At 53.2% G+C, this 15,586-nt stretch carries 14 protein-coding genes; 9 read left to right on the plus strand and 5 right to left on the minus strand.

Annotated features, from left to right (window positions below; all coding sequences use genetic code 11):
- The first annotated feature begins 56 nt into the window (after positions 1–56).
- The 9 genes from lptD (at position 57) to RTP97_RS08440 (ending at position 11,070) form a co-directional block, all read left to right on the plus strand.
- Positions 57–2,405: an LPS assembly protein LptD gene (lptD, locus tag RTP97_RS08400; RefSeq protein ID WP_312412588.1), complete on the plus strand. Its 2,349-nt coding sequence runs from the start codon at positions 57–59 to the stop codon at positions 2,403–2,405.
- A gap of 85 nt (positions 2,406–2,490) precedes the next feature.
- On the plus strand, positions 2,491–3,777 hold the full coding sequence (surA, locus tag RTP97_RS08405) for a peptidylprolyl isomerase SurA (protein ID WP_312213044.1): 1,287 nt from the start codon (positions 2,491–2,493) through the stop codon (positions 3,775–3,777).
- On the plus strand, positions 3,777–4,763 hold the full coding sequence (gene pdxA / locus RTP97_RS08410) for a 4-hydroxythreonine-4-phosphate dehydrogenase PdxA (RefSeq protein WP_409455930.1): 987 nt from the start codon (positions 3,777–3,779) through the stop codon (positions 4,761–4,763). Before surA ends, pdxA begins: the two co-directional genes overlap by 1 nt.
- The gene (gene rsmA / locus RTP97_RS08415) at positions 4,760–5,581 is read left to right on the plus strand and encodes a 16S rRNA (adenine(1518)-N(6)/adenine(1519)-N(6))-dimethyltransferase RsmA (protein ID WP_042388144.1); all 822 of its coding nucleotides are present in this window, start codon (positions 4,760–4,762) and stop codon (positions 5,579–5,581) included. The genes pdxA and rsmA overlap by 4 nt, the downstream gene beginning before the upstream one ends.
- Before the next feature lie 3 nt (positions 5,582–5,584).
- Complete coding sequence (gene apaG / locus RTP97_RS08420) at positions 5,585–5,962, plus strand: Co2+/Mg2+ efflux protein ApaG (RefSeq protein ID WP_312213048.1); 378 nt, start codon at positions 5,585–5,587, stop codon at positions 5,960–5,962.
- Positions 5,963–5,965: 3 nt separating this feature from the next.
- A complete protein-coding gene (apaH, locus tag RTP97_RS08425) occupies positions 5,966–6,814 on the plus strand; it encodes a bis(5'-nucleosyl)-tetraphosphatase (symmetrical) ApaH (RefSeq protein WP_312412593.1) in 849 nt (282 codons plus the stop codon).
- Positions 6,815–6,967: 153 nt separating this feature from the next.
- The gene (locus RTP97_RS08430) at positions 6,968–7,687 is read left to right on the plus strand and encodes a molecular chaperone (protein ID WP_312412594.1); all 720 of its coding nucleotides are present in this window, start codon (positions 6,968–6,970) and stop codon (positions 7,685–7,687) included.
- A gap of 22 nt (positions 7,688–7,709) precedes the next feature.
- The gene (locus tag RTP97_RS08435) at positions 7,710–10,172 is read left to right on the plus strand and encodes a fimbria/pilus outer membrane usher protein (RefSeq protein WP_312412596.1); all 2,463 of its coding nucleotides are present in this window, start codon (positions 7,710–7,712) and stop codon (positions 10,170–10,172) included.
- Positions 10,147–11,070: a fimbrial protein gene (locus RTP97_RS08440; protein ID WP_312412598.1), complete on the plus strand. Its 924-nt coding sequence runs from the start codon at positions 10,147–10,149 to the stop codon at positions 11,068–11,070. The genes RTP97_RS08435 and RTP97_RS08440 overlap by 26 nt, the downstream gene beginning before the upstream one ends.
- 98 nt (positions 11,071–11,168) lie before the next feature.
- Here RTP97_RS08440 and RTP97_RS08445 read toward each other — a convergent pair whose 3' ends face one another.
- The 5 genes from RTP97_RS08445 to RTP97_RS08465 form a co-directional block, all read right to left on the minus strand.
- On the minus strand, positions 11,169–11,705 hold the full coding sequence (locus RTP97_RS08445) for a fimbrial protein (protein WP_312412600.1): 537 nt from the start codon (positions 11,703–11,705) through the stop codon (positions 11,169–11,171).
- A gap of 277 nt (positions 11,706–11,982) precedes the next feature.
- Entirely contained in the window at positions 11,983–12,462 is a 480-nt protein-coding gene (gene folA, locus RTP97_RS08450; protein WP_312412602.1) for a type 3 dihydrofolate reductase, read from the minus strand.
- A 141-nt stretch (positions 12,463–12,603) separates the two neighbouring features.
- Positions 12,604–14,466, minus strand: a complete 1,863-nt coding sequence (gene kefC, locus RTP97_RS08455; protein ID WP_312412604.1) for a glutathione-regulated potassium-efflux system protein KefC — start codon at positions 14,464–14,466, stop codon at positions 12,604–12,606.
- Positions 14,459–14,989 (minus strand): glutathione-regulated potassium-efflux system oxidoreductase KefF, encoded by a 531-nt coding sequence (gene kefF / locus RTP97_RS08460; RefSeq protein WP_312412605.1) that lies wholly within the window; start codon positions 14,987–14,989, stop codon positions 14,459–14,461. Before kefF ends, kefC begins: the two co-directional genes overlap by 8 nt.
- A gap of 226 nt (positions 14,990–15,215) precedes the next feature.
- Positions 15,216–15,449, minus strand: coding sequence for a YgdI/YgdR family lipoprotein (locus tag RTP97_RS08465; RefSeq protein ID WP_312412607.1), 234 nt, complete (start codon positions 15,447–15,449; stop codon positions 15,216–15,218).
- Between the last annotated feature and the right edge of the window lie 137 nt (positions 15,450–15,586).

Here is a 15,586-nt window from a genome sequence, read left to right on the forward strand (position 1 = left end):
TCTCTGAGCGCTTGCAAGCCGAAAAGCCACTGATGACGGAACAACAAATACAACGTATGAAAAAACGTATTCCCACCCTTCTGGCCACAATGATTGGCTCAGCCCTGTACAGTCAACAGGGGCTGGCGGCCGATCTCGCCTCGCAGTGTCTGCTGGGCGTCCCGAGCTATAACCGTCCTCTGGTAGAGGGCGAACCTAACCAGCTGCCCGTCACTATTAACGCCGATAACGCGAAAGGGGACTATCCCGAAGATGCCGTATTTACCGGCAACGTCGACGTTCAACAGGGTAACAGCCGCCTTCGCGCAGATGAGATGCAGCTTCACCAGCAGCAGCCAGAGGGTCAGACCGATCCGGTCCGTACCGTCGATGCGCTGGGCAACGTGCACTATGATGATAACCAGGTGATCCTGAAAGGGCCAAAAGCCTGGGCTAACCTGAACACCAAAGACACCAACGTCTGGAACGGCGACTACCAGCTGGTAGGACGCCAGGGTCGCGGCACCGCTGATTTGATGAAACAGCGTGGCGAGAACCGCTATACCATTCTGGATAACGGGACCTTTACCTCCTGTCTGCCAGGCTCAAATACCTGGAGCGTGGTGGGTAGCGAAGTGATCCAGGATCGCGAAGAGCAGGTCGCCGAGATCTGGAACGCGCGCTTTAAGCTGGGTCCGGTTCCGGTATTCTATAGTCCCTATCTGCAGCTGCCGATTGGCGACAAGCGCCGCTCTGGTTTCCTGATCCCGAACGCCCAATACAGCTCGAAGAACTACTTTGAGTTTACGCTGCCGTACTACTGGAACATTGCGCCAAACTTTGATGCCACCATTACGCCGCACTATATGGACAAGCGGGGCAGCATTCAGTGGCAGAACGAATTCCGCTACCTGACCCAGGCGGGTGCAGGCCTGATAGAGTTTGACTACCTGCCGTCGGATGATGTCTTCAAGGAAGACTATCCTACTGAATCCGATAAGCACCGCTGGCTGTTCTACTGGCAGCACGCCGGGGTGATGGATCAGGTATGGCGTTTCAATATCGACTATACCAAGGTCAGCGATCCGTACTACTTCAACGACTTTACCTCTACCTACGGCTCCAGCACTGACGGCTATGCTACGCAGAAATTCAGCGTAGGCTACTCGCTGGATAATTTTGACGCCACGGTTTCGACCAAACAGTTCCAGGTCTTTGACGCCGAGCGCAGCAACTCCTACGCTGCAGAGCCGCAGCTGGATGTAAACTACTACCAGAACGACGTCGGACCCTTTGATACCCGTATCTACGGTCAGGCCGTGCACTTCTCGAACACTAACTCGGATATGCCGGAAGCCACCCGTCTGCACCTGGAGCCGACAATTAACCTGCCGCTCTCTAACCAGTGGGGCAGTATCAATACCGAAGCGAAGCTGCTGGCGACCCACTACCAGCAGACCAATCTCGAAGACTATAACGCAGCAAACGGTACCGACTATAAAGACTCCGTAAACCGCGTGATGCCGCAGTTTAAGGTGGACGGGAAGCTGATCTTCGAGCGTGATATGAACTGGCTTGCAGGCTACAGCCAGACGCTGGAGCCACGCGCCCAGTATCTCTACGTGCCCTACCGCGACCAGAGCCATATCCAAAACTATGACTCGTCCCTGCTGCAGTTTGACTACGGCGGCCTGTTCCGCGACAGAACCTATGGCGGCCTCGACCGCATCGCATCAGCGAACCAGGTCACGACCGGGGTCACATCGCGCGTTTATGATCAGGAATCGGTTGAACGTTTTAACATTTCCGTGGGTCAAATCTACTACTTCACCGAATCCCGTACCGGTGATGACAAAATTAATTGGGAAAAAGACGACCAGACCGGATCGCTGGTTTGGGCAGGCGATACCTACTGGCGGATGAGTGAACGCTGGGGTCTGCGCGGCGGCGTGCAGTACGATACGCGCCTCGACAACGTGGCGAACGGTAATGCGACGCTGGAGTACCGCCGCGATGAGGATCGGGTCCTGCAGCTGAACTACCGCTACGCCAGCGAGGAGTATATTCAGGCGACGCTGCCAAACTACGCTTATGCTCCTCAGACCAAAGACGGTATTTCTCAGGTGGGTGGGGTAGCAAGCTGGCCAATCGTCGATCGCTGGTCTGTAGTCGGAGCCTACTACTTCGACACCAAACAGAACAAAGCCGCCGATCAGATGCTCGGTGTGCAGTATAGCTCCTGCTGCTACGCGATTCGCTTCGGCTACGAGCGTAAACTCAACGGTTGGGGACCTGCGCCGACGGAGAGCGTCTACGACAACGTCGTCGGCTTTAACATCGAACTGCGCGGCCTGAGCTCTAACTACGGGCTGGGCACCCAGCAGATGCTGCGTTCGAATATTCTGCCTTATAGTAGCTCTTTGTAATGTAGTCGCTTAGTGATGAAGTAGATTGGTTATGAAGTTGATTTGCCACGTAATCCGCATTGCGGTTAATTGAAATGGAAAAAGTATGAAGAACTGGAAAACGCTGCTTCTCGGTATCGCCATGGTTGCGAATACCAGCTTCGCCGCGCCGCAGGTTGTCGATAAAGTCGCTGCCGTCGTTAATAACGGCGTTGTGTTAGAAAGTGACGTTGATGGTTTGATGCAATCCGTAAAGCTTAACGCCGGTCAGGCGGGTCAGCAGCTTCCTGATGACGCCACGCTGCGTCATCAGATCCTGGAGCGTCTGATCATGGATCAAATCATTCTGCAGATGGGCACCAAAATGGGTGTCAAAGTCACCGATGAGCAGCTCGATCAGGCTATTGCCAATATCGCCAAGCAGAACAACATGTCGCTGGATCAGATGCGTAGCCGCCTGGCCTATGACGGTATGGACTACAACACCTACCGCAGCCAGATCCGCAAGGAGATGCTGATCTCGGAAGTACGTAACAACGAGGTGCGCCGCCGCATCACCATTCTGCCGCAGGAAGTTGACTCTCTTGCTCAGCAGGTGGGTAACCAGAACGACGCCAGCACCGAGCTGAATCTGAGCCACATTCTCATTCCGCTGCCGGAAAATCCTACCTCCGATCAGGTTAACGAGGCGGAGAGCCAGGCACGCTCCATCATTGAGCAGGCGCGCGGCGGGGATGACTTTGGCAAGCTGGCGATCACCTACTCTGCCGATCCGCAGGCGCTGAAAGGCGGCGAGATGGGCTGGGGCCGTATTCAGGAGCTGCCTTCAATCTTCGCCCAGCCGCTGAGCACGGCGAAGAAAGGCGACATCATCGGACCGGTCCGTTCTGGCGTTGGCTTCCATATTCTGAAGGTCAACGATCTGCGCGGCCAGAGCAAAAGCATCTCCGTGACCGAAGTTCACGCTCGCCATATCCTGTTGAAGCCATCGCCGATCATGACCGACGACCAGGCTCGCGTGAAGCTGGAACAGATCGCAGCGGACATTAAGAGCGGTAAAACCAGCTTTGCTGCAGCGGCGAAATCCTTCTCTCAGGATCCCGGCTCGGCTAACCAGGGTGGCGATCTCGGCTGGGCGGCGGCGGATGTTTTCGATCCGGCTTTCCGCGATGCGCTGATGAAGCTGAACAAAGGCCAGATGAGCGCCCCGGTGCACTCCTCGTTTGGCTGGCACCTGATCGAACTGCTGGACACGCGTAACGTGGATAAAACCGACGCTGCACAGAAGGATCGCGCCTACCGCATGCTGATGAACCGTAAATTCTCTGAAGAGGCGGCCAGCTGGATGCAGGAGCAGCGCGCCAGCGCCTACGTTAAGATCCTGAGCAAATAATGAACGTCCAACGCATCGTTATCACCCCCGGCGAACCCGCCGGGATTGGTCCGGAGCTGGTCGTCCAGCTGGCCCAGCGCGACTGGCCCATGGAGCTGGTGGTCTGCGCTGACCCCCAGCTTTTAGCCGACCGGGCATCACAGCTTGGTCTGCCGCTGACCCTGCTCCCCTACGATGCAGACCAGCCCGCCCAGCTGCAGCGCGCCCGCACCCTGACGGTGCTGCCCGTTGCCCTGCGTGCGGCGGTTATCCCCGGCCAGCTTAGCGTGGCTAACGGTGGCTACGTTGTTGATACCCTTGCCCGCGCCTGTGACGGCTGCCTGAACGGCGAATTTGCCGCGCTGGTCACCGGTCCGGTGCACAAAGGGGTGATTAACGATGCCGGCGTGCCCTTTACCGGGCACACCGAGTTTTTTGAAGAGCGTTCTGGCGCACCCAAAGTGGTGATGATGCTGGCAACCGAAGCGCTGCGGGTGGCGCTGGCAACCACCCACCTGCCGCTGCGGGACGTGGCGGATGCCATCACCCCAGCGCTGCTGCGCGACGTCATCACCATTCTGTATCGCGATCTGCAAAACAAGTTCGGCATTGCCCATCCGCACGTGCTGGTCTGCGGCCTGAACCCGCACGCGGGCGAAGGCGGCCATATGGGCAGCGAAGAGATAGACACTATCATTCCGCTGCTTGAGGAGCTGCGCGGCCAGGGAATGAACCTCAGCGGCCCGCTGCCTGCCGACACGCTTTTCCAGCCAAAATATCTCGATCGCGCCGATGCGGTGCTGGCGATGTATCACGATCAGGGCCTGCCCGTGTTAAAATACCAGGGCTTTGGCCGCGGTGTGAACATTACGCTCGGTTTACCCTTTATTCGTACATCCGTAGACCACGGCACCGCATTAGAACTCGCGGGCCAGGGGAAAGCCGATGTCGGCAGTTTTATTACGGCGCTTAATCTCGCCATCAAAATGATTACTAATACTCAATGAATAGCAGAGTCCATCAGGGGCACCTGGCCCGTAAACGTTTCGGGCAAAACTTCCTTAACGATAAATTTGTCATCGACAGCATTGTTTCAGCCATTAATCCGCAGAAAGGCCAGGCAATGGTCGAAATCGGTCCCGGTCTTGCCGCGCTGACCGAGCCGGTGGGTGAACGCCTGGATGAGCTGACCGTCATCGAGCTGGATCGCGATCTGGCTGCACGCCTGCAAACGCATCCGTTCCTCGGGCCAAAACTGACCATCTATCAGCAGGATGCGATGACCATGAACTTTGGCGAGCTCTCCCAGACCCTGGGCCAGCCGCTGCGCGTCTTTGGTAACCTGCCCTATAACATCTCCACGCCGTTGATGTTCCACCTGTTTAGCTATACTGATGCCATCGCCGATATGCACTTCATGCTGCAAAAAGAGGTGGTGAATCGTCTGGTTGCAGGCCCGAACAGCAAAGCGTATGGTCGTTTAAGCGTGATGGCACAATACTATTGTCAGGTGATCCCGGTGCTGGAAGTACCGCCGACGGCTTTTACGCCGCCGCCTAAAGTCGACTCTGCGGTGGTGCGCCTGGTACCGCATACGACTATGCCGTACCCGGTTAAAGAGGTTCGCGTGCTGAGCCGAATCACCACCGAAGCGTTTAACCAGCGCCGTAAAACCATCCGCAACAGCCTCGGCAATCTGTTTACGCCGGAGGTTCTCACGTCGTTAGGTATTGACCCGGCGGTGCGGGCAGAGAACGTTTCTGTTGCCCAGTACTGCCAGCTGGCAAACTACCTGACGGATAATGCGCCGCCGAAGGAGAGTTAAGCCATGATCAATTCGCCCCGGGTATGTGTTCACGTACAGAGTGTCTATATTGAATCGCAGTCGGCACCTGATGAGCAGCGCTATGTTTTCGCCTATACGGTGACCATCCGCAATCTGGGACGCACGCCCGTGCAGCTGCTGGGGCGTTATTGGCTTATCACCAACGGCAACGGCCGTGAAACCGAGGTACAGGGCGAAGGTGTGGTGGGTGTCCAGCCGCACATTGCGCCCGGCGAAGAGTACCAATATACCAGTGGGGCGGTTATCGAAACCCCGCTGGGTACCATGCAGGGCCACTATGAGATGATCGATGCCGAGGGCAATCCGTTCCGCATCGCCATACCGGTCTTCCGACTTGCCGTTTCAACACTCATCCATTAATCCATGTCGACATATCTTATCGGCGACGTTCATGGTTGCTACGATGAACTGATCGCATTGCTAAAACAGGTCGCGTTTGATCCTAAAACCGACACCCTCTGGCTCACGGGCGATCTGGTTGCGCGCGGCCCGGCATCGCTGAAGGTGCTGCGCTTCGTGAAATCGCTGGGCGACAGCGTGCGTGTCGTGCTGGGCAACCATGACCTGCACCTGCTGGCCGTGTTTGCTGGCATCAGTAAAAATAAGCCGAAGGATCGTATTACGCCGCTGCTGGAGGCGCCGGATGCCGATGAGCTGCTGAACTGGCTGCGTCGCCAGCCGCTGCTGCAGGTAGACGAAGAGAAAAAGCTGGTGATGGCCCATGCGGGGATCACGCCCCAGTGGGATCTGCCGACGGCTCAGGCCTGCGCCAGGGATGCGGAAGCGGTGCTGGCCAGCGACTCCTACCCGCTCTTTTTAGATGCGATGTATGGCGACCTGCCGAACAACTGGAGCCAGGAGCTGAGCGGCCTGGCACGCCTGCGCTTTATCACCAATGCCTTTACGCGGATGCGCTACTGCTTCCCAAACGGTCAGCTCGACATGTACTGCAAAGACATGCCGGATAACGCCCCTGCCCCACTGAAGCCATGGTTTATGATCCCAGGCCCGGTGACGCAGGAGTACAGCGTGGTATTTGGTCACTGGGCCTCGCTGGAGGGGAAAGGCACGCCGGAAGGCGTCTATGCCCTGGATACCGGCTGCTGCTGGGGGGGCGTTCTGACCTGCCTGCGTTGGGAAGATAAGGCGTACTTTACCCAGGCCTCAAGCCGCCATCTGGATCTGGGCGAAGGCGAAGTCATCGCCTCTTAAGGTAAAAATTTTTCTCTTGCGACTGCATCAGGCCTGGTTTTAAAACCGGGCCTCTCTTTTTTAATAATTTCCTGTCCTTAAACGCACATTGATCGCCGTCCTGTTTTTGATGATATTAAGCGCTTTAAAATCACCTTCAAACTCACGATTGTTATGATTAAATATAAACACCTCCTTGCGTTACTGGCTATTTCATCCCTATCTATTTTTTCACAGCCAGCGGCAATAGCATCGATAACCCTGGGCGGGACGCGTTTTGTTTACCATGCTTCAGATGACAGTGTTTCTGTAAACGTTAATAATCGTGATAACAATCCCTATCTGGTTCAATCCTGGGTTTCAGACTATTATCGCTCAGACAGCGACCGTAAAAAAAGTAACAAAAGTAACATTCCCTTTATTATCACCCCCCCACTATTCAAAATATCTTCTGGTGATACCGCGACGATAAATATTATTAAAACTGCGCAGGACAACCTTCCTAAAGACAGGGAATCTATATTTTATCTTAACGTAAAAGCGATTCCAGGCGTCGTTAAGAATAGTAAAAGCAGTTTGCTGATCTCCGTTAATTCATCAATGAAACTTTTCTATCGCCCCGCGGCCATTGAGGGCGAGATAGCAGATTCCGCATGGGAAAAACTCACCTTTCAACAGTCTGGACATTCCGTAACGGTAAGCAATCCAACGCCTTATTTTGTGACGTTACATAGTTTCACAGCAAACGGTAAAAAATCTAAGCTACCAGAAAATGCAATGCTTGATCCCTTTGGGGCATTGACTATACCCGTTGCGGAAAAAATACGATCCATTGCGTGGACAGCCTTGATCGAGCAGGGACAAATAACGTCAGAAAAAAGTATGACGTTATAGTCGTGCATGGAATGTAAAAAAGATGGATGGCAGATTTGTTTCCGGGGCGGCGGCTACCGGTTTGTTAATTTTTTCTGCAGGCGCACAGGCTGACGAACTGGTTTTTGATAGTGCTGCCATTGAGAATACCAGCCAGACGACGGCAAGCCGCATTGATTTAAGCCAGTTTACCGGGTCGACGCAGCCACCAGGAACTTACTATGTCACGGTTAATATAAATAACCGAACCGTCGCCCGACGTAAGTTTGATTTTATCAACGATAAAGAAGGTAAGCTCTCCCCGATACTATCGGTATCTCAACTGCATGAGTTTGGTATCTATCTGTCCAATGAGAAAATAGACGGCAATGATAAATATCACATTCCCGGCGAACTGTCTGGAATTGATATCGTATTTGATTTTCGCAAACAAATACTCAACATCACCATTCCCCAGGCATATCTGAAGGACGGGCCTGATGCGGATTTAAGTATTGCTCCGTCACAATGGGATGAAGGTATTAGCGCATTTAGCCTGAACTATGACCTTAATGGCGCACAGAAAAAGGAGGCGGGAGAGAGTTTTAAGCCTGACGATGTCACTACACGGTTAAATGGGGGGATTAATCTGGGTGCATGGCGACTACGCAGCTTTGGTATGCTCGATAAGCCCGCTGATAGTGCATTGGCCTGGAATAACGAAAAAGTGTGGCTGCAGCGCGATATCCCGGCGTTGCGGAGCCTGTTTATGCTGGGTGATAACGGCAGTGATGGCAACCTTTTTGATAGCGTTGACTATAGCGGAGTCTCACTCGCCACGGATAATGCCATGTTCTCGGATCAGGCCCAGGGGTATGCACCGGTCATCCGGGGAATTGCCAGAACGTCTAATGCCAGGGTTGAGATCAGTCAGAATGATAACGTTATCTATAAGCGCTACGTGCCTGCTGGACAGTTTGCCATTAATGACCTTTTTCCCCAGTCCGGTGGCGGAGAGTTAAAGGTCACGGTGACAGAGGCGGATGGCAGCGTCCATCATTTCACTCAGGCATGGGGGGTAGTCCCTGCCATGCAGCGCCAGGGGCATCTGAGATACAGCGTTGATATGGGGCGAACGCATAACCCCGATGGAAAAAATCAAAAATTCTCTCAGTTGACCTTTTTTTATGGCTTGCCGGCGGAAATGACCGTTTTTGGCGGCGACCTGCTAGGTGAAGAGTATCATGCCTTCGATCTGGGCTATGCGCTGGGCCTTGGCGATTTTGGTTCGGTGTCAGCGGATATGACATCAATGACGACCCAGGGTAATGAAACAGCAGGCGCCCATGGCCAAAGTTATCGCCTGCGGTATGCTAAAAATATGGCTGAATCAGATACGGATATGTCTCTCTCGTGGTCATTTGCGCCCACTGACGGCTATATCTCTTTTGCTGATACTATTGCGCGTTCAACCTCGGATCGGGAGCAGCCTGCATCTCAGAAAAGCAAGCTCCAGCTCTCTATAAACCAGCCGGTAGGCGAGATTAATACGCTGGTATTATCTGCCTGGCGCGCCGAATACTGGCATCGAAGTACAGAAGAAAATTTGTCGCTATCGGACACACTCTCTCTGCACGATATCAATGTCAGTCTGAGCTGGGCATGGACGCAGAATGAAGAAAATGATTCTGAGCAACAGCTTGCAGTCAGCGTGCAGATCCCTTTCTCTATATTTAATAAGGATGTATGGGCTTCGTTAGCCAGTAGCTTACAGCGTCCCGGTGCTCCCTCACAATCCGTAGGCATCAATGGTAATGCATTTGCAGACGAATCTCTTAACTGGAGCGTGGATGCGAATAGTGGCGACAGGCAATCAACCTCGCAAGATATTCATCTTAATTATAAAAACAGTTTTGGTGAGTACTCTGCTAATTATAGCCATGCTGCAGAACAGCAGAGCCTCAGCTATGAGGCAAAAGGCGCGTTAATTGCCTCAGCTTACGGTGTTACCGCCGGGCAGCCATTTAGTACTAATAATGCTGTCGCTCTGGTAAAAGCTGAAAATGCGTCTAACCTGCTGGTTAAAAACAACACCGGGGTGGCGACGGATTACAGGGGATATGCCATTGTTCCCTATTTACAACCTTATCGCCACAATTCGGTCATGCTGGAACAAAATGTCACTGAGGAAAACAGTATTGAATTAGCGAGTACAAGCGTATCCGCGATACCCACGGACGCAGCTATTGTTATGACTGAATTTACGCCTCATATCGGTGCAAAAATTTTAGCAACGCTGAACTTTTCTGATGGTACTCCCCTTCCTTTTGGCGCTACAGCGACAACCAGTAATTCGGCTAACGAAGGCATTATTGATGAGAAAGGCCAGGTCTATCTGTCAGGGTCCCCAGCTGAGGGCACTATCGCTGTGCAATGGGGAAGTCCGACACAGATATGTCATGCTCCCTATAAAATTAACTTACCAGCCGGAAAGCATCTCTATGAATTACACCTTATCTGTAAGTAATCTTTTATTACGCACCTTGCTTCCTTTAAGTCTATTTTTTTTGCAATCGCTGCCTGCCTATGCCACTTGTCATGTTACAGATACCCAAACAATAAAATTAACCCTTCCTGATATTACGCTCTCAGCGTCAACAAGACCGGGCGCCATTTTGGCGCAAAAAACCGTCGATGCCGATGAGGCTAATGCAGATCCTTTCTTATGTGCGGGGAGTGGTCAACTGGTAGCCTTGACACGAAGTTCAGGAAAAAACGCGCAGGGCGTACATGCTACAAACATCAAAGGTATCGGTTACCGGCTGTTTATTAACGATCATCCTTTCCCGTGGAAAATGCGCCTTGACTGCCAGCAAGGGCGTTGCCAGCTTCCATGGCCCGTTACGCCCCGAATTACATTTCAGCTTGTACAGACACTACCCGATGTGGAAGTAAACAACGTGCTGCATTCAGGCCTGTATGGTGCGATCCGGGCAGATACCGGTAAACCCGCGGTGCTGATTACGCTGGCGCATTCCATCCACCTGCGTCAGGAATCTTGTACGGTACAGAATGAAACCGTTGATTTTGGGAAGGTACTGGTCGATCCATCAATCAGACCCGGCAGCAACATCATTACAAAAGCATTCTCAATTGATTATCAATGCCCTTTTCAAAGCTCGATATTAACCCGCTGGGAAGGCATGAGTTCGGCAAAAGGATTTTTAACTTCACCACAGTTGTTAGAGAGAGGCGTTGCCATTGCAATCAGAGATACTAAAGGAAACCCTGTTTATCTCAACAGATTATTTAGAATAGCCCCGCAGGCAGATAGGCTACCATTCATAGCCCAGCTAATCAGTACGCAAAAAATATCCTCCGGACCATTCAATGCAACCGCTACATTTCACATTATATATCCCTAAATAACAACACCATCAAAAAACCCGAACTCAACACATAGTTGAATTCGGGTTATGATGATTAGCAACTCACGTTACTAACCTTAATGATGTAAAAACACTTATTCGTAGATTACATGAAGAGCCGTGGATACATAGAAAGTGCCTTCATCAACACCTTCTTTCATGATTTTCATTGTGGCAGCTAACGGGAAACTTGCAGCACCATCACTTAATGTTAGGGGGGAACCAGAAGCGTTAGGCTTTAAATAGGATCCATCGCCCATAGAAAGATCTTTAATCATCATGCCTATGCTCTCCATTTGATTACCAGTGCCCTGGTTCAAAGCGAAAACAGTACTATTACCCGCAAAGGCGTCACCTTCAAAATCAAGTTTAGCACTTGATACACTGTTCGGACAGCCTTTAATATCTACGGTAAAGGGTATATCTGGAGATGTTTCACCCAGTTTTAAGCCAGAGGTATCAACCTGACCAATATCAACCGTGCTTTGACCATTATTGATAGAGACATTACAGGATGAGCTTACCATACTGCCTTTAAAAGTAACTTGCACATCAGGAGTGGTAGCGGCAAACACCGAGCATGAAGCAGAGATTGCGGCAGCTAAGATACCCATCTTAATAAGTTTTTTCATTGTTTTATTCCTTGCAAAATAAATATAAACACAACCTCTATTCATATTAATGAATAGTGACAGGTATACTACGCATTATAAAATAAGTCATAAACCCGTTTTTATGTCCTTATTAGGACATAGAGTAGTGAAGTATATTATTACAGGGAGTTACTTATTTTATTATTTAATTTACCGAATGAAGTGGATATATTTACAACTGCTACATGACTGGCTAGATAAAATGTAATACTCCCCGGCAGCGCTGCGCGTGCCGGGGCGACGGTTCAGACCGGGTTTACCGGCGTTCTAAGATCTCAAAGCAGTAGCTGTGGGAGTTCTGCGCGTCGGCGTCGTGAAACTCGCTAAAGGTAGACTCCCAATCGTCCGGCTCATAGTCCGGGAAGTGAGTATCCCCCTCCACTTCCGCATCGATATGCGTCAGGTAGAGGCGCTGGGCCTGGGGCAGAAACTGCTCGTAGATACGCCCGCCGCCGATCACCATAATCTCTTCCGCATCACCGCAGGCGGCAATGGCGTCTTCAATAGAGCTAACCCACTGGACGCGATCGTCACTGCCCGGCTGGCTGCTAATGACGATGTTTTTACGCCCCGGCAAAGGACGCCCGATGGACTCCCAGGTCAGGCGCCCCATCACCACCGGTTTGTTTAATGTATTGCGCTTAAACCAGGCGAGATCGGCAGGCAAATTCCACGGCATGGCGTTTTCCATACCAATTACGCGATCGACCGCTAACGCCGCAATCAGACTGATCATTGTTCATATCCCGGAGCTAAAAATTGTCGCCACTATACGGAAAGCGCTCACGCTCGTCGACTGGCGGCAAGGTAAAGAGAACGAAAATTTTTCATTCTGCTGGCAGGCCCGCAGTTGCCTCGGGGCCGCCAGCATAGATGATTAAACCGTCGGCTTCGCCTGCGGCTCGTCGTTGGCGTCGCCGGAGTGTTTACCTTCCTCCGTACCCTGCCAACCGTGCCGCTGGGAATGAGAGAGGTGCGCCCGATCCTCGGTGATGATCTCCGTCAGCATGGCGCTGGTGCGTTTGAACACCGCCGCCCGCGCCTGGGTATCGTCTTCGCCCTGCACCATCTCCTCTATCATGTCTGAATTATAGCGGCGAAACAGATCGGCGCGCTCCCTGGCCTCATACTCTCCCAGCCCCAGGCTCTCCAGCGCCAGACGACCGGTACGCAGCGCGCCCTCAAAGGTTTCACGCTCCGGCCGCTCGACGCCTGCCTGGCGTAGACGGATAAAGTGATCGACGTCGCGGGCGCGGGCAACGATCTGCAGGTGGGGGAAGTGCTCTTTAGCCAGCTCGGTCAATTGCAGGTTGGCTTTGGGATCGTCAATGGCGTTGATCAGCACCTCGGCCTTGCCTGCCCCGGCGGATTCCAGCAGATCGACACGGGTGGCATCGCCGTAGAAGACCTTCATGCCAAACTTGCGCAGGGTTTCAATATGGTCGGGGTCGTGATCGAGAACGACCATTTTCACCCCGCTGGAGAGCAGCAGACGCCCGGCAATCTGTCCGAAACGACCGAAGCCCGCAATGATAACTCGCGGCTGCTCCTCATCAATCTCATCCGCTTCACGCTGCTGGCCCGTGGTTTTGTTATCAAGCCGGGTCAACAGCACCAGCAGCAGCGGCGTAGCCGCCATTGAGAGCGCTACCGCCAGGGTTAAGGCTTTGGCCCACTCGGGATCCAGCACGTTAGCGCTTTGCGCCGTGCCAAACACGACGAAGGCAAATTCGCTCCCCTGCCCCAGCAGGACCGCGAACCAGCGCCGCTGTTTGCCCGGCACTTTTAACGGACGGGCAATCAGCCACAGCACCAGGGTTTTAATGACCAGGAAACCCACCAGCAGGATGATAATGCGCAGCGGATGCGTCACCAGAGTACCGAAGTCGATAGACATGCCGACGCCGATAAAGAACAGCCCCAGCAGCAGACCTTTAAACGGTTCGATATCGCTCTCCAGCGCATGGCGGTACTCGGAGCTCGCCAGCAGCACTCCGGCGAGGAACGCCCCCATCGCCATCGACAGCCCGGCCTCCTCCAGCAGCAGTCCGAAGCCAAAGACCAGGAACAGCGCGACGGCGCTGAACACTTCTCGCAGGCCGGTGCGGGCGACAAAGCGCAGCGCCGGACGCGCAACGTAGCGGCCAATAAGCACCACGATAGCCAGCGCGGCAACGACCTTCAGCGCTGAGAGGGTAAAGGCGCCCAGCGTGGTAGCCCCGCCGCTGGCGGCGAGCAGCGGGATCATCGCCACCAGCGGAATGGCGGCAATGTCCTGGAACAGCAGCACGGCAAAGGCGCTGCGTCCCATCTGAGAGACCATCAGGTTACGCTCGTTCATCGCCTGCATGGCGATCGCCGTCGAGGAGAGCCCCAACGTCAAGCCGATCAGCACCGCCACCTGCCAGCGCAGACCCAGCGCCATACAAAATGCGCCCAGCAGCAGGCCGCAGACCAGCATCTGCAATGCGCCGCCGCCAAACACCGAGGCGCGCAGCTTCCACAGCCGCTGGGGATCCAGCTCAAGACCGATGACGAACAGCATCAGCACCACGCCGATTTCAGCAAAGTGCAGAATCGACTCGGCGTCGGTGACCAGTCGCAGCCCCCAAGGGCCAATAATGCAGCCCGCTATCAGATAGCCGAGAACCGAGCCAAGGCCCAGCCGCACCGCAATAGGTACGATCAGCGCCGCCGATCCCAGATAGATCAGCGCCTGTATTAGGGTATGGCTATCCATGATGCACCTCCTGCCACGCCATTAGACGCTGCTTATAGTGACGCGCCTTGGCATGCAGCGTTTCATCATCGTTTACAAAAGTATTATGCATAGAGAACGGAGCCAGCCACTTCATACCGCAGTAGATCGCCGTGGCTTGCAGGGGCTGCGCCAGCGCCTCAAAGCCAGGGTGCGATCCGATATCAAAGTGGTGCTCACCGCCGCCGGTGGTCACGGCCCAAAGCAGATGCTTGCCGTGCAGTGCGGTACCGCCCTCGCCGTAGGCCCAGCCGTGGGTCAGGACTTTATCCATCCACAGCTTGAGCAGCGGCGGGACGCTATACCACTGAAGAGGATGCTGCCAGACCACCAGATCCGCGCGCGAGACGGCCTCCTGTTCGGCGGCGATATCAATATTGAAGTCGGGATAGAGTTGGTAAAGCGAACGGACTTCCACGCCGTCCAGCGTTCCTGCCTGTTCAAGCATCCGCTTATTCGCGTGCGAATGCCGCGGATAGGGATGAGCATAAATAATCAGAATCATTCATTAACCTGTCTAAACTGCACTGTTGCAATGGCAGTGAGTTTAGACAGTTAATCGTTGGGCTTACAGAGGAAAGATCCGCTTTGCTTACTCTTTTTCGATCGGTAGGGAGAGATCAGGAATATTTTTTAAGGCGTTATATTTTCATAATCTATTTGAATACGCCTGAAGCAGGCCCGGCAATGTAATCTGCCGGGCTTTGGGCAGCATCGCTAACGGTGCAGAATTAGTTATCGAGTTCGCTCATATTTTTCAGCTGGTCGCGATTGATCTGTTCTGTTTGGCCCGTTGCGGCATTTTTGTACGACACCATGCCGGTATCACTGTCTACCTGCGGTTTTCCGTCAGTCACAATGGTTTTGCCGTCGGTAGTTTTAACAGCCTGATTAGAGGAACAACCCGCTACGGTAAATAACGTTGCTGCGGCCAAAATCGAGGTAATGAGAATGCGCTTTTGCATGGTGTTCTCCCTGCTTTTAGGTGAATTTCAGTTGTCTTCCTGACTAACTGTAGACTATTTGCCTGATGTATCAGGGAAATACAGAACACTCTTAGGCAGCGAACAGTACCCTATTACCGCATAGCTACCAACGCCAC

It is taken from the genome of Pseudescherichia sp. (assembly GCF_031998825.1).
Taxonomy (GTDB): domain Bacteria; phylum Pseudomonadota; class Gammaproteobacteria; order Enterobacterales; family Enterobacteriaceae; genus Pseudescherichia.

What these genes read in the sequence shown, in the direction of transcription:
- lptD (WP_312412588.1), top strand. Translation starts at nt 57, where the DNA reads ATGAAAAAACGTATTCCCACCCTTCTGGCCACAATGATTGGCTCAGCC.
- surA (WP_312213044.1), top strand. Translation starts at nt 2,491, where the DNA reads ATGAAGAACTGGAAAACGCTGCTTCTCGGTATCGCCATGGTTGCGAAT.
- pdxA (WP_409455930.1), top strand. Translation starts at nt 3,777, where the DNA reads ATGAACGTCCAACGCATCGTTATCACCCCCGGCGAACCCGCCGGGATT.
- rsmA (WP_042388144.1), top strand. Translation starts at nt 4,760, where the DNA reads ATGAATAGCAGAGTCCATCAGGGGCACCTGGCCCGTAAACGTTTCGGG.
- apaG (WP_312213048.1), top strand. Translation starts at nt 5,585, where the DNA reads ATGATCAATTCGCCCCGGGTATGTGTTCACGTACAGAGTGTCTATATT.
- apaH (WP_312412593.1), top strand. Translation starts at nt 5,966, where the DNA reads ATGTCGACATATCTTATCGGCGACGTTCATGGTTGCTACGATGAACTG.
- RTP97_RS08430 (WP_312412594.1), top strand. Translation starts at nt 6,968, where the DNA reads ATGATTAAATATAAACACCTCCTTGCGTTACTGGCTATTTCATCCCTA.
- RTP97_RS08435 (WP_312412596.1), top strand. Translation starts at nt 7,710, where the DNA reads ATGGATGGCAGATTTGTTTCCGGGGCGGCGGCTACCGGTTTGTTAATT.
- RTP97_RS08440 (WP_312412598.1), top strand. Translation starts at nt 10,147, where the DNA reads ATGAATTACACCTTATCTGTAAGTAATCTTTTATTACGCACCTTGCTT.
- RTP97_RS08445 (WP_312412600.1), bottom strand. Translation starts at nt 11,705, where the DNA reads ATGAAAAAACTTATTAAGATGGGTATCTTAGCTGCCGCAATCTCTGCT.
- folA (WP_312412602.1), bottom strand. Translation starts at nt 12,462, where the DNA reads ATGATCAGTCTGATTGCGGCGTTAGCGGTCGATCGCGTAATTGGTATG.
- kefC (WP_312412604.1), bottom strand. Translation starts at nt 14,466, where the DNA reads ATGGATAGCCATACCCTAATACAGGCGCTGATCTATCTGGGATCGGCG.
- kefF (WP_312412605.1), bottom strand. Translation starts at nt 14,989, where the DNA reads ATGATTCTGATTATTTATGCTCATCCCTATCCGCGGCATTCGCACGCG.
- RTP97_RS08465 (WP_312412607.1), bottom strand. Translation starts at nt 15,449, where the DNA reads ATGCAAAAGCGCATTCTCATTACCTCGATTTTGGCCGCAGCAACGTTA.